The organism is Synechococcus sp. BDU 130192 (assembly GCF_963876085.1).
Classification (GTDB): Bacteria; Cyanobacteriota; Cyanobacteriia; order Cyanobacteriales; family MRBY01; genus MRBY01.
Genome location: NZ_CAWNNO010000001.1, coordinates 22547 through 44477, shown reverse-complemented (window position 1 = coordinate 44477; position 21931 = coordinate 22547). Strand labels below are relative to the sequence as shown.

The window sequence follows — 21931 nt, the reverse complement described above, 5'->3', positions numbered from 1 at the left end:
GCGCTTAATTTATAAATTTAATTCTTAAAAATTCATCTTTAAAATAAGAAACCGAAAGGCAAAAGATTGCGCAGTGGACTTAAAATGCGTGAGAGTCCATCTGTAAAGCTAGCCGTTGCATTACGATCCACGATGATGACATCGTTGTTCCAAAGAATTGGGTTGGATTCGGCATTGACGTTTTGAGAAAAATCAATTTCAAACTGCTGCTGGACAATGGTGCCATTGGGATTGAGACGGATTAATTCCACATCGTTGCGGGCGCGATCTGTCAGTCCTCCAGCGGCCAGCACGGCTTGGTTTAATGTTGTATTTGCAGGAACGCGAACAGCACCAGGACTCTCGATTTCACCGACCACATTAACGAGAATTTGATCGGGGGACAAGTTAGTGGCCACAATTTGGGCCGCCTCGGCATCGGATGGGGCCGCAGCGGTGGCGATAGAAATGGTATCCCCTTGTTGTAAGGCTAAGTCTTGGGTCAAGTCCCCCGATTGAAACAGTTCCCAAAAATCAATGTCAATGGTTTGGGATGTGCCACTGCGGGTCAGACGTCGCACTTGAATTTGACGAATATCAGCGGAGGGCTTGATTCCACCTGCTTCCCGAATGGCTTGGGAGACGGTGGGGTTGGTTTGGGATTCGCCGCCCGTTAATCGATAGATACCTGGACGAAATACTTCGCCAACAACACCAATGTCTAAGGTTTCAGGGGTGCCAATTAGATTTGAGGCTGCTAGTTGAGCCGACTCGGTTAAGTTCACCGTTTCTACTGCGGGGACAAAAACCGCATCCCCATCTCGCAGGGCGATGTTTTGGCTTGCATCGCCGTTTTGTAACAGTTCCCAGAGGTCAACGGCGACGGTCTGCCTTGCGCCAGATGGGTTGAGGCGACGAATTTGCACTTGTCGTAAATTGGCGGCATAGGTGAGCCCTCCCGAAGCCTGAATGGCTTGCACCAGGGTGGGAAACTGGCCTCCGTCTAGGGTATAGGCACCGGGACTATTGACTTCTCCGGAGAGGGTCACTTGGAAAGAACGGGGTTGCTGCAGGACAAGGGTAATTCTGGGATAGCGTAATTCTGACTGGTAGCGGGTGGCGATCGCCGTTTCTGCTGCTTCGATGGTTAAACCCGCAACCGGCACTTTACCAATGGCCGGGAGGTTAAGGGAGCCATCGGCCAGCACCCGTTGACTACCACTATATTCAGGCACATTAAAGACTTCAACTTCTAACTGATCGCCCACACCGAGAATGTAGTTTCGATCAACGCCCATTGCCGGCAAAGCACTAGACGATAGGTGGATCCGTTGTGGAGTTTGCGCTTGCATCGCCCCATCTTCTGAAAAATCAGACCTGTCGGCAGCAGCGGCAGCGCTGAAACTACCAGGAATTAGGATGAAGACTGACGTACAAAACAGGATAAAAAATTGCATTGAGCAAGGCTCCTGGAATTTATATTCTGACCCAAGGATTCAGAATCTACTAACAACACAGCTATCTACAGACGACCCCAAATTAGGGGCAGGCTAATGCTGATCGATTCAAAAGGGAGAAAATTTATCTAAATTCTATTGTAAAGTTACTGTAAAGTGTCACTACCATAGGGCACAGGTTTAAAAGTGAGCAACCGATGACAAAAAGGAAGCAAATTCAATCCAGACGCCAGACATTATAGGTGCTTATTTTAAAATTGTCAGTATAACGATTAGATGAGCCAGGCTAATGTTAATGCTTGAGACTGATACCAATCTCTAAATTAGACACTTAGGAATAGTGTCGATGAGTAGTATGTGTTAAGTGGCAAGCAATCACTATCCTGTTAGCGTTTTGTTTACCAATCAAGTTGTCTCGGCAATTGGGTCTACATTCATTCTGCGTCATGAAACCAATCAACCGGAATTCTCATCCTGTCTCCCCAGACAATAGAAGTTCAGGCAAACAATCATCGACCAAGCGCCGCGATCGCCACCGTAAGCGTTCCAAGCGCCGTGCTATCTTTTGCCCGATTCACCAGTGCTACTTAGATAGTGTGAGTCAGAAACACCGAATTTACGCCGACCAACCGGATCATCTCCAAAGCCGGGGGCTCAGTCGGCGCAAGGCACTTTTACTCGTTGCAACAAAAACGACTGTGCCCTTAGATGGGGAGTGGCTAGAAGCCTTTTGGTGTAAGTGTTGTCAAGAAACGAAATGGTATCATGTCCGCAAATGCGATCGCGAATATCAGTTATCGTTGGCCTCTCCTGAACTATGGCAACAGGCAACTGGCGTAATTTCTGTTCAAGGCAATCCTTCTGTCAGCGAGTTTACGCGCCGTCAATCGCAATGTCAGGGTTCTACCACAATCAAAGATTTCTGCTTCGTAAATTGACCTCGACCAATTGGCGTAGATAGGATACAGTGTGAAGAAATGATGAAGAAAGCATGAGGGAGCGATGAAAGCTTCCCACCGTAGAGTGAGCTTCGATGGTCTATTTGATCTCAGTTTCTCTACTCTGCTTCTACTACTAGCAATGCCATCAGTTCGGCATCCAGGGTAGAACAGTCCCAGGATTCGTCTGTCTATTTTTTTCACAACCCAAGCTTGCTGCATGGCCGCGCAACGATCTTTCAGCTACAAGGGGATCACTAAAAACGTTGCCTAGAAAGCTTTGCGTGTAGGGCGATCGCCTTTTTGGTTAATGGTTCAGCGATCGCCTAATGGTGAAGATGAAGCAAAAGTGCATGGGTTCATTGCTTCGCCGATCCAAATCTTTAGCTTTATCTCCCCTTTAAAAAAGTTTATCTATGTTGTTTGTTCATTACCTCAAGTGCTTGGTTTCTAGCCGTTCCCAGCCAACTATTGATCAACCTTCTGGGCCGAGGAATGAACCACAACTCCGCTTAATGGTGCTCACCCAGTTTTTCCCCCCTGATTTTGCCCCGACAGGTCAGCTCATCGAGGAATTGACGCGGCACCTGAGCCAGCAAGGTTTAGATGTTGATATCTTTACGGGGCAACCCGGATACGCCTTTCAAGCGACAGATGCTCCACGCCTTGAACAAGTAGATAGTCTGAAAGTCCGGCGATCGCGGACAGCCCAGCTCTGGCCCCAGCGGATTCGCGGCAAAGCGATCAATGGCATTTTGTTCCTATTGCGGACAGTGCTCCATCTCGTCGGATGTGGGCGCAAAACAGAACTGCTGTTGATTACGACGGCCCCTCCCTTTTTACCCGTCGTGGGTTACTTTGCGAACCTGATTTTCCGAGTGCCCTATGTTTGTCTGCTCTATGATCTCTATCCTGATATTGCCGTTAAGCTTGGCGTGATCCCAGAACAGCACTGGTTAGCGCGATTTTGGCAAAATATGAACCTCAGGGTGTGGCGACGGGCGAAGGGCATTGTGGTGTTAAGCCCAGCGAAAAAACAACACATTACCCAACTCTGCCCGGAGATCGAATCAAAGGTCAGCGTGATCCACAGTTGGGCAAATCCGGACTTAATCGTGCCGATCCCCAAACAAAAAAATTGGTTTGCCCTGCGGTACGGACTGATTCAGCCATTTACGGTGCTCTATTCTGGCAATCTGGGACGTTGCCACGATGTTGAAACCTTCCTCGAAGCGGCCATTTTACTCAAGGATGAACCGATTAAGTTTGTCTGTATTGGCAATGGTGCCAAGCGGCAGGTGTTAATGGAAAAGCGCGAACAGTTGGGGTTATCGAACCTGCTGTTGCTGCCCTACCAAGATAAAGAAGTGCTGCCCTACTCCTTGACGGCCTGTGATTTGTCGTTAGTCAGTTTGAGTCCGGGGATGGAACGCCTGTTAGCACCGAGTAAGCTCTATTCAGCCTTGGCAGCAGGTCGGCCCATTGCCGTGGTCTGTCCGCCCAAGAGCTATTTAAAAGATCTAGTGCAGAAAACAAATTGTGGCCGGGCGATCGCCAATGGGGATGGCCAAGGGCTAGCGGATTTTATTCGGCAGTTGGCAGGCGATCGCCCCCTAGCAGAGGGCATGGGCCAAGCAGGACGCCGATATTTAGAAGAGAACTTCACACCGCAGCGAATTGCGGCGCAATATTTAGAGGTGTTGCAAAATTCCGTCAAACGGTAGAGAGCAATCGCTTTTTATTTCCATTCTTGGCTTTTAAATGAGTCGTTAAAATAGGGGCATCTCTTCTGTCCTTTGATGAATGCAGCATTGGTACTCCCATGGAACAACTGTACGAAAAAGACTTTAGTCAATGGGCAGAAACGATGGCCGATCTTCTTGCCGCTGGGGATTTTATGGCCCTTGATATTGAAAACTTGGTAGAAGAGGTGCGGGATTTGTCCAAGCGAGAACGCGATCGCCTCCTTAGCAGTATCCGGCTGATTTTACATCACCTATTAAAGTGGGATCATCAGCCCCAAAAACGGTCTCGCAGTTGGCGAAATACGATTGATCGAGAACGAAGTAATATTGAACTATATCTTGAGGACAGTCCGAGTCTGCGGCGCTATCTTAATGATGAGGTATCCCTAGCAAAAATGTATCGGCTTGCCCGTGCTGACGCGATCCGGGAAACGGATTTAGATTTTCCTAAAGATTGCCCCTACGATATCGAAGATGTGTTAAGTCGCGTTATTTCCCTTGGTGAGTGATCCTCTAGAGGGCGATCGCTTCAATGAGAACAAGTTGTTAAAATTAGCTTACTCCTCTAATCTGCATCATTATGGCTACCGTTTTAGACCTTCAGCCAATTGTTTCGTTAAATCGCGGGCAATTTTATCAGCTCTGTCAAAACAATCCTGACCTCAACTTAGAAAGAGACCCCCAAGGAAAGCTCCTTATTATGTCTCCAGTTGGGGGTGAAATCGGTGCCCAAGAAGCGAATCTTATTTTCAAAGTTTCTCTCTGGAATGATCAGAGTCAACTCGGAATTGTTTTTAGTTCTTCAACAATATTTAGCTTGCCCCAGGGCGGCGATCGTTCCCCTGATGTGGCTTGGCTCTCCCGATGCAACTGGGAAAAACTAACCCACGCAGAACGAGAAGGATTTCCGCCAATTTGTCCGGATTTTGTCATTGAGCTGAGGTCAAAAAGTGATCGCTTAAAACCCTTACAAAATAAAATGCAGGAATACCTAGGCTCTGGTTTAAGGCTAGGTTGGTTGATTAATCCACAACAAAAACAGGTGGAAATCTATCGCCCAAATCAAACCATACAAATCATCAATTTACCGGCGACCTTATCTGGAGAAGAGGTTTTACCTGGACTAAGCATCAGCCTAGACTGAACAAGTTCGAGATACCAATTATTGGCCTTAGTTTTTCACTTAGCGATCGCTGTGATCGCCCAAAAATTTCTCCCTGAAAATGAACTTATCCTCTACTGCCCTGCTGCTGGTGTGATAGAAGGCGATCGCCTTTTTGAGGTGCTATGACTAAGCCAACTTTGCATGCCTCACAGTATCTTATGGGCGACCGCCATTTTTACACAATGACAGTAGTTTAAGATAACCTATTGCAAAGGTGACTTGTCCTGTCGATGCAACTAAAAATGACATGGGTCATGAACTTGACTCACTTTTGTGTTTTTAAGAATCTATATTTAATTGTGAAAAAAATTTTGCGTAACTTGCGATCGCCCGCCTATCAGTTGGTGCTCGAAACAGCCCAGAAAAATTGGGGGCTGATTGTTGTGAATCTGACGACAAATATATTGAGTGCGCTGCTGGAGGGAAGCACGTTAGGGGTGATTTATCTGGCGGCGTCGTATCTCTCTACTCCAGGTGAAGCACAGGCTGATTCGCAATTAATGCAGACTCTTGCGACGCTGTTGCCGCTGCCTCCAAAGCAAATGTTTTTGGTGTTAATTGGCGCTGCAGTGGGATTACAAATTCTGCTTAGTTTGAGCAACTATACTAATAAGGTATCAGCAGCGTCGCTATCAGCAAAAGCTCAGCCCCATGTGACGGGCAAAGTGTTTGAGCGAACAATGGCTTTTAGTTATGGTTGTGTCAGTCGTTATAAAGTAGGCGATCTGGTACTGTTTGCGAATGACGCGGCACTGGCGGTTGATCGACAAATCACGCAATTCAATAATATTGCGGTAAACTTATCCTTCGCTGTGATGTATTTGATGGTGATAGTGCGCCTTTCGCCTGTGTTGGCTCTAGCTGCGGCTCTCTTGACATTGGCCGTTGCTCTGGTGCAGTACAAGGTAATTCCACGACTAAGGCATGTAGTATATCAAGTAACACAAACTCAGGTTGAGTCAGCAAAATACATTACGGAGAGTATTCAGGCGTTGCGACTGCTCCATACCTTTGGAATGCAGCGAAAAACAGTTGAAATAGCGAATCTTCTGCTAGATAAAACGCGGGAACAGCTTCAAAAGCGTGCCTATATTTTCTACTTACCGGAGCCAATTATGGATGCAGTCCCCATGATTTCCATTGGCGTTCTAGCGATTTTAGCGGTGCTATTTCAGGGAACTGAGACGAATGTTTTACCTGTGTTACTAACGTTTCTGTTGGTTTTGCAGCGACTATCGGCCCGGCTTAAAGCAACGGTTAGTACCATCACGGTTTTTGTTGATAATAGTGCTCGCATGTTTCGGTTAAAAACCATCTTGGATCGTCAGGATAAGGAGTTTGAACAATCGGGGGATGAGCCGTTTGTAGGGCTGAAGAATGATATTGAGTTTCAGTCGGTGAGTTTGTCCTATCTCAATGATGGGGCGTTTGCGCTGAAGGATTTGACATTTACCATTCCCCGTAATCGAGTGCTTGCGCTGGTGGGAGAGTCAGGAGCAGGGAAGTCATCGATTGTAGATGTGTTGGTGGGGCTGTATCGGCCTACTGCTGGAACGATATTAGTGAATGGTAAACCATTGGATAACTATCGCTTAGAAGACTGGCGGCAACACATTGGGGTGGTGAGCCAAGATACATTCATTTTCAATGACAGCATTTTGGAAAATTTGCGCTATGGTTACCAGTCAGCAACGCTGGATGAAGTAATGGAGGCAGCGCAGGCGGCTCAAGCCCACGAGTTCATTATGGCGCTGCCAGATGGATATGAAACGGTTGTGGGTGAGCGGGGCTATCGATTGTCGGGAGGACAGCGGCAGCGGTTGGCTCTGGCGAGGGCGTTGATTAAGCGGCCTGAGATTTTGGTGTTGGATGAAGCAACAAGTGCACTAGATAGTGAGTCGGAGCGGTTGATTCAACAAGCATTGGATCAATTCAAGAAAGATCGCACGGTGATTGTGGTGGCGCATCGACTTTCGACGATTACGGGCGCAGATGAGATTTTGGTGTTAGATCGAGGACAAATCGTAGAACGAGGTAGGCATTTGTCTTTGCTAAGACAAGATGGACGTTATGCAAGATGTTGGGAATTACAGAGTAGCATTACTGTTGCTTGATATTGTGAATATTAATTAGAGAACTGATAAATTTCAAGAAAATGATACAAGATACAAAGTCTATAAAAATTTATGGCGAGAGAAATACAAATACTCGTTATATGAGTAAACTAATTAAACTAAATCTCGATATCAAAGAAATTCCAGGAGTTGTGCCACCAATGGTTATGAGCTTACAAAATAAATTGCCTGGAAGATAATTTGTCCGTGACCTTTATTTTTATTTTGCATATAGATCTAACTTAGGATGGAAGCATACACGAGTAAAATCGGAACAAGAATTACGAAGGTATAAATTATATAATTCCAATTTGATCTTCTTAACAATTACCAAAAACCCTTATTCTTGGTTGTTATCTTTATATAAAAGACCTTATAATTCACATATTCATAATGAAAAGCTGACTTTTGAAGATTTTCTTCAACAACAATGGAAAACTCTCAATAGAGATAATGTTGATGTTATTCTTCGTAATCCGATAGAATTGTGGAATATCAAAAATAGATCATATCTTCGTCTGGATAGTAAAAAAACAATTCATATAACAACTGAAGCAATTTTCGAAAATCCAGAGGCGATCATAGACAAGATCAGCCAAAAATTTTTCATTGAAAAAAAGTCAAAGGTATTCACCAACTATGATCAATCCACCAAAGATAGAACTAAAAATTTCCTTTATTACAGGAATTACTACTTGTCTGAAAAATGGCGTAAGGAATTGTCACAAGAAGCAGTCATGCTTATTAATCAATCAATAGACAAAAAATTGATGAACTACTTTGGCTACAAGCTTCTCCTCTAATAGCTTATTACACTGGGTGAAAATTTCGTGATAAATGGTTAATTAAGACTTAAAAGGCTCGGTTAGATTTACAGTTCTAACTTCAAATGTTATTAAACTTTAAGTGCCATTAAAATCTTGAAGATAGATTAGATGATTCTCGCCAGAACAACCACCTATCTTGTATTGTTAGTAGTATTCTTGAATACTGTATTACTTTAATTTTTTATTGTTGGTTTTAATGAGAAGTATTTTTCTAAAAACATTATCTGCGTCGGAAAAGATTAACAAATATCTAGAAAAACGTTTTTCTTATCAAAAGACAGTATTCTTACATATACCAAAATGCGGTGGGACTTCAATTTCTTCGGCAATATCCAGGGCTATTTGTGCCAATCATAATGGCTATGTCGATCCTATTATGACCAGATACTTAGCTCAAAAGCTTTCAAAAAATCATACTACCACCGCAGAAATTGAACTTTTATTCAATATGAGAAGGGCGTTATTTTTTGAGCGATTCGAAAAACAAGAGCCGTACATATATGGTCATTTTCCGGTCATCAAGCAATGCTTGTTAGATCAAGGAAATTACATGTTTATGACAATTTTGAGAGAGCCTGTCGAAAGATTTATTTCTCAGTTTAAATATTATTTAGCAACACGAGTTTTAAACAAGAAAAAATCTGTAACTCATGATGAAATTAAAGTGTTATGGGATGATTATTTTTACTCTGATCTTGCTCAATTTCATGCAAATATCCTGGTGTCATATTTAGATGACAAAAGCCCTGATGGAATCGGCACTTCAGATTCTTTGGAACGCGCTGTAACAAACTTAAAGTACTTCAAAATAATAGGTACTCTAGATCGTTTAGATCTATTCGCACAAAAATTTAATAACAAGACTAACAGAGCATTAGACATTGAAGTAGTCAAAAATAAAACTGCTGACAAAATGCTACAAGAACAAAATTTTTTAATTAATAGTTTTTTTACGGAACAAAGAAATCAAGAGATCAGACAATTGTGTCGTCAAGACATAAGCTTTTATTGTCTTGCTAAGCAACAGTAATTTACTCACTGAATGCATAAAACATCATAGATCATGAAAATAATTATTCTGGCACTTAGAAGATCTGGCTCGACAATCTTTTGGCAATGTTTTCGCGAAGCAACAAATGCAAGATGTTTTGATGAGCCTTTTAATCCAAAGATATTTCAGATCCCACAAGAGCATTCAAAGGGAAATCTCAAAGAGTTTATAGATTTACTCAAGACTGAAGGCGAACTATTTTGGCAATTATTTGATCCAATTTACCCTCAGGAAGAGCTAAAAAAAGGATTTACTGCCGAACAGAATGCATACTTGACTAAGTTGCTTTCTCTTAATGAAGATGTAGTCATTGATTCAACGAGATGCTGGAATAAAATATCAGCCCTTGGAGATATTACTGATTCGGATACTTTTCTGATACATCTTCATCGTGCTCCTGCAAGCTGGATTACATCTCATCTGCTTCCATCTGAAGAAAAAAAATACCTCTTATTAAACTTAAAAAGGAAGAAAACCTTCTGGACTCGAAAAATTGACTTCAATCGATGGAATATGGAAGATATTTTAGGTCGAGAACTCCTGAGTCCGTTTCACTCTTTTATTTTGAAAGATGCACAATTAACAGAGTATTTTTATAGAGCCCCTGCTGTCTATCGGCTAATGAAGTTTTGGGCATTGGTATTTCAGGAAGTAGAAAGTACTGGAAGGAAAGTATTTGGAAAGAGATTTATATCAGTCCACTTTGAAGATTTTTGTATTGATCCAATAAATACACTTGGATTGATCGGCTCTAAAACCGGATTATGTTTTGACTTTAAGAAACTACCGTCAATCAGGTTGCCTTCACCAGCATTTATGAATTCAAATGAGAACTGGCAACAAGCTGCTCAATATTGGGAATTGCCTGACGACATTCACTACCTCTTTAGAGATAATGTATAAAAAATGGTTTCTAGTGACAGCAGACTTTAAGCCCATGACAGGTGGAGTTGCTGAGTTTTCGCTCCAGATTGCAAACACTTTGAACAAGCAAAGAATTCTAAATTCTGTAATCACTCCTGTTGTTCAAGTTGAAGATAATGAACTTCCAATTATTGCACCTTACAAAATAAATTGGATTCCGACTCAATTACCTATTAAGCATTTACACAATAAAATCCAATCTTTACAGTACAAGTTTTTTTACTTAAAATGTATCTTTCTCATTTTGAATAATCGAGAAAGCACTTTTTTCTTCACCTATATTGATGATTTATATGCAATCCCTCTTATTAAGATATGTCATAAATTTAAAGTCAAATTTATTGTGTTATTACACGGTAAAGATATTTTGAGGATCTCTTGTAAAAATAGTGACTTATTAGATTTTTTGGTTAGCAACTCTCAACGTTTAATATTCAATTCACTTGCAACTGCAAACTTATTTGAAAAATATTCAAACGTTTCAGCAGTGAATTCTCGAAATATTTGGTATCCAGGAGGCAGGTTTGATTATTTGGATCAATTAGAGCCCCGGCCGATAGAGAGCTTAGATGAGCTACCCAAAGATGCTTATATTATCTCTTCAGTTTGTCGACTTGTAAAACGTAAAGGAATAAACTTTTCAATTCAGGCATTTTTGAAATTGATTTTAAATGCGGAATTTAAAAATATTTATTATGTTATTGCTGGAGAAGGCCCTGAAAAAGAAGACCTTGAACAGTTAGCGCAAAAATCTGGTGGAAAAATTCTATTTCTTGGAAGTGTAACTGAAGGTCAAAAAAAATTTTTACTTCAAAAAAGCGATATATTTATTATGCCTAACTCTTCAGTGAAAGGCACTGATTTCGAGGGATTTGGAATTAGTTTTATTGAGGCTGCATACTTCAACAATATTGTTATCGGTGGTAACAGCGGTGGTGCAAGTGAGGCGATAAAAATGTGTCCACGGGGAATTCTCGTTGATACAGATATTGATGATCCCGTATCTTGCGTTTCTAAAGCACTAAATATGGCTTTACAAGCGTTGCAAACCAATTCTGAAAATATTCAAAATATAAATTCGACAAATAATATTCTACGAAAAAAGCTTGATTTAGAAAAGAATGTTGATCACTTGATAAGTAGCTTTAAAGCATAAATTTAATAAACTTGAATAGTTAGACATTTAGACTATTTCACCTGATGAAAATTCTTGCGGTTAATCAATTTTTAAAAATTACACTTCAAATCAAGAGATATACTTTGAAGTTTTTGAGGCGTTATCAACAAGTTAAATTCGCGCTTAGATTTTTCAGGGAAAATGAAATTTTACAAATTTCTTCAAAATTTCATTCTTCTCATTCAATACATAAATATAGTAAAGCTGAAATTATTCGAATTGAGCCATTATCTCAAGAAGAGGATAAATTAAATATAACGAAACAGTGGAACTACTTATACGGTGAATATACTGTTGAGCAGCCATATTATTACATTGCTAGTAATGTCAGAAGTTTTCCTAATAGTTTTCTGGTAAGAGCACAAGATGATTCCTATATGGTGTGGGAACAATTGGGTGGAAGAAATGCGGTAATTGATGAACATTTGACAGAACTTTTACCCCAAAAATTGCGTTTATTAGGTAAAGATCAGCCAACAATCGAAGTTAATTTTGGTGTTTTTCTCAACACTCGTAATCCCAATAACTATTTTCATTGGCTTTTTGATGGCATCAATAGATTAGAGGCTTTAGATGAAATTTCTATCAATACAAAGAATATTAAATACATTACTACTTTTTCTTTTACTAGGTGGCAAAAGTCGATCTTAAAGGCCTTTGGCATTAAAGAAAATCAGTGTGTAGAATTGAATGGCAATGTGGGCAGCTTTAAAGAACTTTTGGTTTTATCGCCCAGACGCAACCATTTTAGGTATTCATTAGATAATTGTAATTGGCTTCGAGAAAAAGTTCGATCAGCTCATAAAAATTCAGAACCTTTTTTGAAAAGCCCTCGATATTCTAGTAGATTTATTATTGGCAGAAAATTAAATGAAGGTAGGTGCATTTTAAACCAAGACGAAGTGCTTGAAAAGTTAAGATCTTATGGTTTTCAGATGTACTATCTTGATGAGCTTGACTTTCTTGAACAGTATGAATTATTCAATAACGCAGAAATAATTATTTCACCACATGGAGCTGGTCTCGCCAATATTTTATTTTGTACTAAAGCTCATGTTATTGAAATATTTTCAGACCGTGTACTCCCATTTTATTTTTTACTATCAAAAACCCTCGGACTGAGTTATTCGTGTATACAAGGAAATATTGATGAATTATCTGCTTTTAATAAGCGACCCAATATTTATGTTGAAATCAATTTACTTCTTGATTTGATAAAAAACAGTTTTTAATCTAACTCATAAAAGAATCTAAGTACACTTAAGACAAGTATCTGATAACTTATTATGATAATCTCACACAAGCATAAGTTTATCTTTATTAAGACACGAAAAACCGCAGGCACTAGTCTTGAAATTGCCTTGTCTCAGTTTTGTGGAGAAGAAGATATTATTACTCCAATTTCACCTAAAGACGAATTACTAAGAAAAGAATTAGGATTTAGAGGCCCTCAAAATCACTCCATAACATATAAATCTTTGTCTCCTAAGGCTTGGAAAAAACTGCTACAAAAGAGAAGGAGGTTTATTAGCTTTTACAATCACATATCTGCCAAAAAAATTCGTGAGCAAATTAGTGATAATAGCTGGAATAGCTATTTTAAGTTTTGCTTTGAGAGAAATCCTTGGGATAAAGTCGTCTCTCATTATTATTGGCAATGTCAGTCTGATGATAGACCTCCGCTATCTGAATTTATTAAAGACCAAGCTTCAAAAGGAAAATTCAGTGACTTTGAACTATATAGCATAAATAACAAAATTGCTGTCGATAAAGTATATATGTATCAAGACTTAAACACAGCAGTTCAAGAATTGACAAGTTTATTATATTTAGATAAGCCTCTACTACTGCCTCGTGCAAAATCAGAGTTTAGAACTAGAAAAGTTCATTATAGTCATTTGTTGAATTTAGATGACAAAAATATGATTTCGCAACTATTCTCTAGAGAAATAGAAACTTTTGGATTTGAGTTCTAGTATTTACACCAAGCATATATATTTCTTCTTTGGTTCTGTTCTAATGACTAAACGCTACTATCCAGAGATAAATGGCTTAAGGGGACTTGCAGCATTAGCTGTTGCTTTATTTCATTACATTGGCGCTTCCTATGATTCTAAACCCTTATTTTTTGAATATGGTCGTCATGGCGTTGAACTTTTCTTCATTATTAGTGGTTTTGTAATTTTCTTTTCACTTAATTCTAAGAAAAATATTCTTAATTTCATTAAAGCTAGATTCATCCGGCTCTTTCCTATATTTTGGTTCTGTGTTCCAATTACTTTTATCATAACCACATTATATGGTCCTGATGAACGAAAAGTCTCTGTACTTCATTTTCTATTAAATTTTTTCATGATGCCAAAATTCTTGGGCATTAAATTTGTTGATGGTGCATATTGGACGTTACAGATAGAACTCTTCTTTTATATTGTGATCGCGCTCATATTTTACTTCTTAAAAAGATTTCGATTTGTTTTAGTTTACTTCTGTCTTATCACGCTTACGTATGCACTCACAAATTCATTCGGCATCAATGAATTTATAAATACTTTTGATTCATTATTGCTTAAGTCAACATATTGGCGATTATACGGATTATTTATTGTTGAATATAGTCATTTATTCCTGATTGGAATTTCTATCTATTCAATCCGTATCTTGAATTACAAAGTAGGTTACTTGACATTAGTCTTTGCTAACATAGCCGCGTTGACATCGAGTACCTATGATTTTTATGTTGTACTTTGTGTTACCTCTATTTTTTGTTTTGCTCAACTATTGTTTTATCTAAAGAAATTTCTATCTCTTCAATTCTTTCAGTGGCTGGGTTTTATTAGCTACCCATTTTATTTGCTCCACATGAATATCGGAAGAATTATTATCCAAAAGCTGTCCGAGCTTTTAGGAAATGTAGAAGTTTCTATTGCACGTGGATTAGCTGTAATGCTTGCGGCAGCTCACCTCGTCGCATATTTTGTTGATTCTCCCTTGAGAAGTTTCGTTAGTAAAAAAGTTTTGCCTGTGCAAGTACCTGCTAAATCAGGCTAAAAATTCATAGAGTTCAAAATGTCTCAGTTGATATCTGTCGTCATCCCTTGCTACAACAGTGCAGCCTACGTCAAGGATGCGATCGCCAGTGCTCTCGATCAGACTTATCCACATGTGGAAGTTATCGTGATAGACGATGGCTCAACAGACGGCAGCATCGACATCCTTCACTCATTTGGCGATCGCATTTACTGGGAAACCCAAGCCAATCAAGGCGCACCAATCGCTCGCAATCGGGGACTAGAGTTAGCTAAGGGAAAATACATTAAATTTTTAGATGCAGATGACATTCTGTTACCTGACTGTCTTGAACACCAGATTCAGCAAGCTCAACAATTAGATCCAGGACTTAAAGCGATTGTTTATGGTGATGCGATTCGAATTGATCAAAATGGCAATACACTGCCCGGTTATCCTCTTCGGCCTAGGACAGCCAAGGAGGACTCCATAGCCCACATCTTATCAAATAGCCCTTTAACATCTTGTCCGCTACATAAACGGGAATATTTATTAGAAATTGGAGGATTCGATCCATCCTTGCCCAGGGGGCAGGAACATGATTTACACTTGCGTCTCGTATTGGCAGGGGTCAACTTTCTCTATTATTCCACTCCCATTTATCAATATCGTGAGTATGTCAGTGATGGTCGGATTAGCCAAAAAGGTTACAGCAGTAAGGGAGCTATGTTCCAATATGAGATATTGAGAAAACATCAAGCACTTATAGAACAAACAACCAATCAACCTTTATCAAAGGAACTTAGAGCAGTATTGGCAAAACGTTTTTGGGCTTTTGGCCGGGCTGTTTTGCGCGAAGGCTACAAGAACGGAGCTAAGCAATATTTTCTGGCGGCTTATGATCTTGATCGCCAAAATTGCATCGTTGGGAATGTCCCCTATCCACAATTAGTAAAAATACTTAATCCTGTTTTTGCAGAGCAATGTATGTCTCAATTAGGTAAGCTTAAAGTCCTAAGACGATTAAATAAACGATGAATATTGGTGTCTATTTCTCCGCCAATGATGTGGTGTATGATTGGGCGATCGCCTTCCTCAACAGCTACCGCACCTTTAATCCAGACCTACGGCTGATCTTGATTCCGTTTAATGATGAGTGCGATCGCCTGCTGAAACTCCAAGACACCTACAACTTTGAAATTTACGAAGATCCATCTTTTGCAAGGCTAGAGGCCATTGGTCAAGCTTTTGAACTAGGACATACTCCCACGGGCCCCTACTGGTTCCGTCGCTATGCTGCTTTTTGGGGGAAATGCGATCGGTTCATGTATCTCGATGCTCGACAGGTAGTTTTAGCAGACCTGAAACCTGTGATTCAAGCATTAGGCGATTATAACTTCGATCTACTCCACTTCGACTGCGCCATCAATCAGGTCTATGAACCAGGCGAACTGCGTCGAGAACTACTACGTCAAGGCAAAGCCAGAGGCTTTAACTCAGGACGCTGGGCATCTCAAAAAAGTCTATTTACCCTAGAAGAATTTGAGCGGTTTGCTAATGATGCACTCAAAGTGAGAGAACAATTGAATCCCCGTAATACCGACCAAGCATTTATTAACTACTGCTGTGATATGAAGCCTGTTCGCTATGGTCATGTTGCCGAAGTCTTAGGAGGTATTTGTCAAAATAGCTGGGCACGACAATCTGGATACATATACAAATCCCAAAATAGTTATTTTGTTTGGGATTATGGAGGCTTAGACCATAAAAAAAGAGTCCTAATAATACACTGGGCCGGATTCTCCTTAAATGCTATAATGCCTCAAAGAAAATTTTTTAACAAATTTTTTCTACCTTCAAAACCTAAAGCTTCTATACCTTTACTCCAGATAACAGATTTAGCTAAATTCTCCTTAATTAGGCCATTTTTTGTATTGAAGAGAAGTCGAATAATTAATGGCCTGTACCATAGAATCAAAAATTTGAAAATATAGAAATATTTACATAAAAAATGAATTGCCTAAATCAATCTGCATAAGCAAACAAAGATATGAAAAATGAAACTCAAAGAATTTTGAGATCAATGAATTTAGCTGTTTACTTCGCAAGGCCCTAATTTGGTAGTGAATAAAATGGAAAAGAAAATCAGAAAAATTCTTCAACACCTGCCTTTTTTGATATTAGATCAAAGAAAGACAAGGGGATATTCTTTAATGCATGATCTTAGATTCTGGAATAAGCATAAAAGTTCTATGGTGATTTTTGATGTCGGCGCAAATGTTGGCGAAATTACTAATGACTTTTGTCGTTATTTACCAGGTTCGAGAATTTATGCGGCTGAGCCTATCTCAGAGACATATGAAAAACTAGTTGATAACTGTAAAAAGCTTAAAAATGTCATTCCCTTAAATTTTGGCTTTGGAAATAAAGAAGACGAGTTGGATATGTATGTTATTGAAGACTCGAAGTACTCTTCAGTTCTAGATTCATCATTTGCTGCCAAGCATAATCACAAGATAGAAAAGGTCAAAGTTACTACGCTAGACTCATTTTGCAGTTTAAACGGAATACAAGAAATCGATATTCTTAAAACTGATACGGAAGGTTTTGATTTAGAAGTTTTATCCGGAGGCAAAAACTTGTTAGATAAAAAATCAATAAGGTTTATTGTTTCAGAAGCAACAACTCTGCGTCACAAAACAAACAATACCTCTTTTTTTAGCCTTGCTGAGTTTTTGGGAGGTTACGGATATGTTTTAACTGGTTTTTATGATCTTGTCAGAACAGAGGGAAGCCATGGACCAATTCGAGTAACAAATGCATTGTTCGAGCCATACTTATAGAAAGTTACAGCATGAAATCTAGGCACTGTCAGATCAATTTAATTTCTACGTTTAATGGAGTTTGGTGATGTCTGATGATAATGGCGTTCTTTTGATTGCGCACGGGAAAAAGAAATTTTATATTCAGGCCGCATGTTTGGCTTGGTCTATAAAGAAGAGTAACCCTAAGCTTCCAGTTGCATTAGCTTGTGATCATAATTCCTGTGAGTCAGAACTTTTTCATCCTTATGATCAGATTATAACTTGGAATTTTTCGGATTGGCCTGGCGTTTCAGCTAAAGTAAACATCGACAGGCTAACGCCCTTTTCTGGCCAAACTATGTTCATTGACTCAGATTCATTAGTATATAGCGACTTATTATCAATCTTTCAAAAGTACTCACACCTTAACTTTGTCGCTTTAGGTAAAAATATTAATCATGTTGGGCACTGGTTCCTCGATTGTAATAGAGTTAAAGAGTATTTTAATGTAAAAGTCATCCCTTTCTTTACAGGGGATTTCTATCTATTTAAAAAAAATGAGACTGGCATCTTTGAACGTGCTCGAAAAATGCGCTCAATATATGATCAGCTTGGTTGTATACGCGCTAGAGGAGGTTCAATGAGTGATGAAAGGTTAATTGCTATGGCACTGATGAGCAATGGTTTCTCCGTACAGACAAGAGATTTATCGGATATTGTATCTCTCCAAGAAAATGGTATGACTTATTACTTCTCAGATATACTATCCACAAAGAGGAAAGTAGTAGTGAATAACCATTCTTATGAGCCTAAAATTATTCATTTTGCTGATTATGCTACCCAAATAAAGTATATGACTGAAATTGAAAGGGTAAGAATGTCATTGACTAATTTTAGTAGCAATCATACTTTTTTGAAACTTTTGGGTGGAATTAAAGGTGTGAGTTCTTCGCTTTTCCAGCGCTCTATGAGTCGATTCTCAAAGCTAATCTCTTAGGGAGGTTTCTTTTGCAAAAGTAAAATTCAAACTTTCTCAAGGACAAATTAATCTTTCTGACTTTTGAAGTAAATTTAGTCGTACTATATCTATTGTTTTTGCATTTGCGTATAATCTCTTACATCCATCCTCTCCGCACCTACCTCCCCTGCACAGGTGTCGGGCGCCATATCAACGCCGTTCTCCACCAACTCCACCAAACCGAAGGCATCAATCTTAATCTCCTTGTCTCAAAACAGTGGCTTGGCCCAGACCATAAACTCGACACCCTCTGTCCCCTACGAGACTTGCCCACTTATACATTCCCTACACCCGAAAACCCCACTGAACGCAGTTGGAAACTCCTCGGCTTGCCTAAACTGGATCGCCATATTCCTGATGGTACTGATTGGGTTTATGCCCCGATGGAAACCTATCTCCCTGTTTCCAAATGTCCCGTTGCCATTACCCTCCACGACATCCAAGCCTTTGAGTCACAGTTGCCCTGGTCCCAGAGCTGGCAGCATCGCTGGTTTCGCTACAAGTGGGGGCGGTGGGTAAGGCGATCGCTGAACGATAGTCGAGTTGTCTTCACCGTGTCAGAATTTTCAAAACAGCGTATGGTGGCATTGTTAGGTGCAGACCCCAGAAAAATTGTGGTGATTGGCAATGGAATCGATCAACCTTTTTTCGATATTGCTACTACCCCACCTGACACCCTTCCTTCCCCAGTGGAAGCTCCCTACGTCTTTATGATTGGCGGACTGCGCAAAAAGAAAGGCGGTGATTCTTTCCTCGAAGTTGCCAAGCACCTGCGCCAGCGAAAAAGCGATATTCACATCGTCATCGCAGGCAGATCCGACCCCGACTACATCGAAGCCGCGAAAGATCATCCCAACATAACCTTGCTTGGCGTTGTCTCCGACGAAGACCTACCCCTCTTACTTCGCCGCTCCCTAGGACTGTTATTTCTCTCTCTCTACGAAGGCTTTGGCATTCCTGCCTTGGAAGCAATGGCTGCTGGAGTACCCGCTGTAGTTGCTAATCGTGCCTCTCTCCCCGAAGTTGTTGGTGATGCAGGGATCATCGTTGACCCGGATAAGCCTGATAACATTGTGGATATTTTAATAACACTGGAAAACAATACTCGCTTCCGACAAGACTATATCCAACGCGGGCAGCAGCACGCTGCTGCCCACACCTGGTCTGCCTGTGCTGACCGAGTTATTGAGGCATTTCAAACCTTTGCATAACAATAATTAATTTGATTGTGAGTTTAAACATTGTTTTTTGTTGGTCAGACATTTCTGGCTATATGGCTGCCTGTTGGCGAGAACTGCAAAAAATTCCTGAAGTTGACTCCTTTGTCCTTGCATTTCAAGCCAAAACCCAAACTGCCTTTAACGACCAACTCGTGGAGGGCATTCCCCATCGACTGCTCGACCTAGAAGAACGCCAGCAAACAAGCTTAATTCAGCAAATTGTCAGCGAACAAAAGCCAGACGTGATTTTTATCGGTGGGTGGTTCCATCCCCCCTATCGTCAATTGGCCTTTACCCCAGACCTGAAATCCAGTCAATTTATTATGGGTATGGATACCCCTTGGTGGGGCACCTGGAAACAACGGTGTGCTCCCTGGGTACTGCGTCCCTACCTGAATCGCTTTTCCCATGTGGTTGTTACCGGAGAACGCAGTTGGCAGTATGCCCGCCGGTTAGGCATTGCCCCAGACCACATTAGTACCGGCCTCTATGGCATTGACTACCAAACCCTCTCTCCTCTCCTTAATGTCCGTTGCCAATCTTCCTGGCCCCGGTCGTTTCTGTTTGTGGGGCGCTACAGTGAAGAAAAAGGTCTCCAAGAGCTGGTGGCCGCCTATCAACAATATCGCCAACAGGTAACAAATCCATGGCAGTTGGTCTGTTGTGGCAAGGGTGAATTAGAACATCTCTTAACAAATCAAGCTGGCATCATCAACCGAGGCTTTGTTCAACCCGATGCCATGACAAAAATGTGGAGTCAGGCAGGTGCCTTTGTCCTCCCCAGTCGCTTTGACCCCTGGCCCCTAGCCCTAGTGGAGGCCGCCGCCGCTGGTTTGCCAATTGTTTGTACTGATGTTTGTGGTTCTGCCGTTGAAGTAGTCCGCTCCTGGTATAACGGTCTAGTGGTTACACAAGAGAATGTTGAGGCTCTGGTGACTGCCTTGCTGAGTATTCATAAAGCCTATGATAAACTCTCGGCCTGGGGCAGGCGATCGCAGCAACTTGCCGCCCCCTATGCTGCCGATGTTTGGGCAACGCGATGGGTTGCATTGTTGAATGAGTTAGTGCCCGCCCATCAGTCAAATTCCCCGTCACTCATAAGCAATAAATAGTAAGGACTCCTTTATGGGCTCAGCATTTCTTAGCCAATTTATTAATCTTCTCAGCAGCCCCCTGGGCATGGTGTGTGCAGTTATTGGCGTTATTTTGGCTTATCAAGCCCGGCGATCGCCTCGTATGGCCTGGTTGCTAGTTGCTCTTTGCTGTTTTGCTGCATCTCTCAGTGAGTTCCGAGACCAATACGTTCTCGATCCCCCAGATCTCGTCTTTCCTCTGGAGCAACTCCGCGCCGCCGGTCGGCCCCTGAGTCTTCTTCTGGTTGGTTTGTTGCTTTGGCTTGGCGTTGAAACTCCCAATAAACAGAGCTGGCGACAACGTTTTATGCCTTCAGCTGTATGGTGTTTGATGGCGATCCAAGGACTGATTTTCTTCAAAACTTTTGCCTCTGGTAGTCTTTCCTTCGCCTTACTAGCATTCATGACCTTTGCGAGTACTGTGTTGATGGTCTGGCTCGGCCCATCCCGTTGGCTCCAGGACGATGGACAATTCTATTTGGCGATTTGGGCGATCGCTAGTGTGGGAGTTTTATTCGTGATTGCCAATGGCTATCAGGCATTCTTTGACCTCTATCCCATCACTTTCGTCCATGGGGCCTTACTCGGTACCACTGGCAACCCCCAACATGCGGCAACTCTCTTGGCAACCACAGTGCCTTGCTTGCTCTTCTTGATGCAGGCTCAAAGACAACAGCGACAGCAAATCTTTTGGGTGATCGCTCTGGTACTGGTTCTCATTGCCCTATTTCTAACTGCCTCGCGTACGGGAGCACTCATGGGATGTTTGGCTGTTCTACTCTTTTTTCGCCGGGGCAAGAACCAATTTATTCGCGTTGCATTTTTCATTGGTTTATTTGTGGCAGTGCTTGTTCCGATCTTAAGCACATTGGATACAAATAGTGTGGCTAACCAGTTGCTTGATACTGAGCTGGAAAATTCCCGACTCCGCGTCTGGCGAGCCATGTGGAATGCTTTTAGCGCCCATCCATTTTTTGGCGCTCCCCTCCAAAGCGATCGCCTTGGCTATGGCGAAAACTCGTGGTTAGCCATTGCTGCTAACCTAGGCATCGTTGGGCTGATTCCTCTCTTTTTTTTCGGGGTCAGTTGTATTCGTCTGATTCTCAAACTAGATCAGATTGCAACCCGTAGCCCTATGTATTCGCTCCATAGCAATACTATTATTGCCGGATTAGCTGCCCTGCTAGTAGGTAGTATCTTCGAAGCATTTCTACTTGGTACGATCACTTTCCCCTCACTGGCATTGTTGCTATATCTATCGCTCGGACAGTATCTTATCGAGCTACACCAAGCTATGAATTCCAGGCTTCCATCCGGAGAAGCACCAGGTTCCTATTATCCTGAACAGCTTTACCCCAATATCTAAAAGTGAA

The 21931-nt window shown here is 41.2% G+C and carries 21 protein-coding genes; 20 read left to right on the top strand and 1 reads right to left on the bottom strand.

The annotated features are described in order from the left end of the window. Positions 1–38 precede the first annotated feature (38 nt). Positions 39–1436: an SLBB domain-containing protein gene (locus AACT35_RS00230; protein WP_254047924.1), complete on the bottom strand. Its 1398-nt coding sequence runs from the start codon at positions 1434–1436 to the stop codon at positions 39–41. 446 nt (positions 1437–1882) lie between these two features. Here AACT35_RS00230 and AACT35_RS00225 point away from each other — a divergent pair, with 446 nt between their 5' ends. From AACT35_RS00225 to AACT35_RS00130, 20 genes are all read left to right on the top strand, one after another. Then, the gene (locus tag AACT35_RS00225) at positions 1883–2374 is read left to right on the top strand and encodes a hypothetical protein (RefSeq protein WP_254047923.1); all 492 of its coding nucleotides are present in this window, start codon (positions 1883–1885) and stop codon (positions 2372–2374) included. A gap of 416 nt (positions 2375–2790) precedes the next feature. Next, entirely contained in the window at positions 2791–4098 is a 1308-nt protein-coding gene (locus AACT35_RS00220; protein ID WP_099237338.1) for a glycosyltransferase family 4 protein, read from the top strand. 98 nt (positions 4099–4196) lie between these two features. Further along, complete coding sequence (locus AACT35_RS00215; RefSeq protein ID WP_099237336.1) at positions 4197–4628, top strand: DUF29 domain-containing protein; 432 nt, start codon at positions 4197–4199, stop codon at positions 4626–4628. A gap of 71 nt (positions 4629–4699) precedes the next feature. Further along, on the top strand, positions 4700–5263 hold the full coding sequence (locus AACT35_RS00210; RefSeq protein ID WP_099237334.1) for a Uma2 family endonuclease: 564 nt from the start codon (positions 4700–4702) through the stop codon (positions 5261–5263). Between the two features lie 21 nt (positions 5264–5284). Beyond that, the gene (locus AACT35_RS00205) at positions 5285–5410 is read left to right on the top strand and encodes a hypothetical protein (RefSeq protein WP_256376208.1); all 126 of its coding nucleotides are present in this window, start codon (positions 5285–5287) and stop codon (positions 5408–5410) included. Positions 5411–5538: 128 nt separating this feature from the next. Further along, positions 5539–7398, top strand: a complete 1860-nt coding sequence (locus AACT35_RS00200) for an ABC transporter ATP-binding protein (RefSeq protein WP_254047922.1) — start codon at positions 5539–5541, stop codon at positions 7396–7398. 311 nt (positions 7399–7709) lie between these two features. Then, positions 7710–8201: a hypothetical protein gene (locus AACT35_RS00195; RefSeq protein ID WP_099237332.1), complete on the top strand. Its 492-nt coding sequence runs from the start codon at positions 7710–7712 to the stop codon at positions 8199–8201. A gap of 220 nt (positions 8202–8421) precedes the next feature. After that, positions 8422–9255, top strand: a complete 834-nt coding sequence (locus AACT35_RS00190; protein WP_099237330.1) for a sulfotransferase family 2 domain-containing protein — start codon at positions 8422–8424, stop codon at positions 9253–9255. Between the two features lie 33 nt (positions 9256–9288). Further along, the gene (locus tag AACT35_RS00185) at positions 9289–10179 is read left to right on the top strand and encodes a hypothetical protein (RefSeq protein WP_099237328.1); all 891 of its coding nucleotides are present in this window, start codon (positions 9289–9291) and stop codon (positions 10177–10179) included. Between the two features lie 13 nt (positions 10180–10192). Further along, a complete protein-coding gene (locus tag AACT35_RS00180; protein WP_216820497.1) occupies positions 10193–11356 on the top strand; it encodes a glycosyltransferase family 4 protein in 1164 nt (387 codons plus the stop codon). A 44-nt stretch (positions 11357–11400) separates the two neighbouring features. Continuing rightward, entirely contained in the window at positions 11401–12609 is a 1209-nt protein-coding gene (locus AACT35_RS00175; RefSeq protein ID WP_099237324.1) for a glycosyltransferase family 61 protein, read from the top strand. Positions 12610–12663: 54 nt separating this feature from the next. Further along, positions 12664–13353 (top strand): sulfotransferase family 2 domain-containing protein, encoded by a 690-nt coding sequence (locus tag AACT35_RS00170; RefSeq protein ID WP_099237322.1) that lies wholly within the window; start codon positions 12664–12666, stop codon positions 13351–13353. A gap of 43 nt (positions 13354–13396) precedes the next feature. Beyond that, positions 13397–14425, top strand: a complete 1029-nt coding sequence (locus AACT35_RS00165) for an acyltransferase family protein (protein ID WP_143596745.1) — start codon at positions 13397–13399, stop codon at positions 14423–14425. A gap of 18 nt (positions 14426–14443) precedes the next feature. Then, positions 14444–15421 carry a glycosyltransferase gene (locus AACT35_RS00160; RefSeq protein ID WP_099237318.1) on the top strand — a complete coding sequence of 326 codons (978 nt, stop codon included), beginning with the start codon at positions 14444–14446 and terminating at the stop codon, positions 15419–15421. After that, on the top strand, positions 15418–16377 hold the full coding sequence (locus tag AACT35_RS00155) for a hypothetical protein (protein WP_099237316.1): 960 nt from the start codon (positions 15418–15420) through the stop codon (positions 16375–16377). Before AACT35_RS00160 ends, AACT35_RS00155 begins: the two co-directional genes overlap by 4 nt. 138 nt (positions 16378–16515) lie before the next feature. Next, positions 16516–17226, top strand: a complete 711-nt coding sequence (locus AACT35_RS00150; RefSeq protein WP_099237314.1) for an FkbM family methyltransferase — start codon at positions 16516–16518, stop codon at positions 17224–17226. 67 nt (positions 17227–17293) lie between these two features. Beyond that, positions 17294–18184: a hypothetical protein gene (locus AACT35_RS00145; RefSeq protein WP_099237312.1), complete on the top strand. Its 891-nt coding sequence runs from the start codon at positions 17294–17296 to the stop codon at positions 18182–18184. A gap of 104 nt (positions 18185–18288) precedes the next feature. Further along, a complete protein-coding gene (locus AACT35_RS00140; RefSeq protein WP_099237466.1) occupies positions 18289–19416 on the top strand; it encodes a glycosyltransferase family 4 protein in 1128 nt (375 codons plus the stop codon). A gap of 62 nt (positions 19417–19478) precedes the next feature. Beyond that, positions 19479–20537, top strand: coding sequence for a glycosyltransferase family 4 protein (locus AACT35_RS00135; protein WP_232321318.1), 1059 nt, complete (start codon positions 19479–19481; stop codon positions 20535–20537). A 13-nt stretch (positions 20538–20550) separates the two neighbouring features. Next, positions 20551–21924: an O-antigen ligase family protein gene (locus tag AACT35_RS00130; protein WP_099237310.1), complete on the top strand. Its 1374-nt coding sequence runs from the start codon at positions 20551–20553 to the stop codon at positions 21922–21924. The last annotated feature ends 7 nt before the right edge of the window (positions 21925–21931 follow it).

Bases quoted from the DNA above. Each gene is read 5' to 3' on its own strand.
- AACT35_RS00230 (WP_254047924.1), bottom strand. From the start codon at position 1,436: ATGCAATTTTTTATCCTGTTTTGTACGTCAGTCTTCATCCTAATTCCT.
- AACT35_RS00225 (WP_254047923.1), top strand. From the start codon at position 1,883: ATGAAACCAATCAACCGGAATTCTCATCCTGTCTCCCCAGACAATAGA.
- AACT35_RS00220 (WP_099237338.1), top strand. From the start codon at position 2,791: ATGTTGTTTGTTCATTACCTCAAGTGCTTGGTTTCTAGCCGTTCCCAG.
- AACT35_RS00215 (WP_099237336.1), top strand. From the start codon at position 4,197: ATGGAACAACTGTACGAAAAAGACTTTAGTCAATGGGCAGAAACGATG.
- AACT35_RS00210 (WP_099237334.1), top strand. From the start codon at position 4,700: ATGGCTACCGTTTTAGACCTTCAGCCAATTGTTTCGTTAAATCGCGGG.
- AACT35_RS00200 (WP_254047922.1), top strand. From the start codon at position 5,539: ATGAACTTGACTCACTTTTGTGTTTTTAAGAATCTATATTTAATTGTG.
- AACT35_RS00190 (WP_099237330.1), top strand. From the start codon at position 8,422: ATGAGAAGTATTTTTCTAAAAACATTATCTGCGTCGGAAAAGATTAAC.
- AACT35_RS00185 (WP_099237328.1), top strand. From the start codon at position 9,289: ATGAAAATAATTATTCTGGCACTTAGAAGATCTGGCTCGACAATCTTT.
- AACT35_RS00175 (WP_099237324.1), top strand. From the start codon at position 11,401: ATGAAAATTCTTGCGGTTAATCAATTTTTAAAAATTACACTTCAAATC.
- AACT35_RS00170 (WP_099237322.1), top strand. From the start codon at position 12,664: ATGATAATCTCACACAAGCATAAGTTTATCTTTATTAAGACACGAAAA.
- AACT35_RS00165 (WP_143596745.1), top strand. From the start codon at position 13,397: ATGACTAAACGCTACTATCCAGAGATAAATGGCTTAAGGGGACTTGCA.
- AACT35_RS00160 (WP_099237318.1), top strand. From the start codon at position 14,444: ATGTCTCAGTTGATATCTGTCGTCATCCCTTGCTACAACAGTGCAGCC.
- AACT35_RS00155 (WP_099237316.1), top strand. From the start codon at position 15,418: ATGAATATTGGTGTCTATTTCTCCGCCAATGATGTGGTGTATGATTGG.
- AACT35_RS00150 (WP_099237314.1), top strand. From the start codon at position 16,516: ATGGAAAAGAAAATCAGAAAAATTCTTCAACACCTGCCTTTTTTGATA.
- AACT35_RS00145 (WP_099237312.1), top strand. From the start codon at position 17,294: ATGTCTGATGATAATGGCGTTCTTTTGATTGCGCACGGGAAAAAGAAA.
- AACT35_RS00135 (WP_232321318.1), top strand. From the start codon at position 19,479: ATGGCTGCCTGTTGGCGAGAACTGCAAAAAATTCCTGAAGTTGACTCC.
- AACT35_RS00130 (WP_099237310.1), top strand. From the start codon at position 20,551: ATGGGCTCAGCATTTCTTAGCCAATTTATTAATCTTCTCAGCAGCCCC.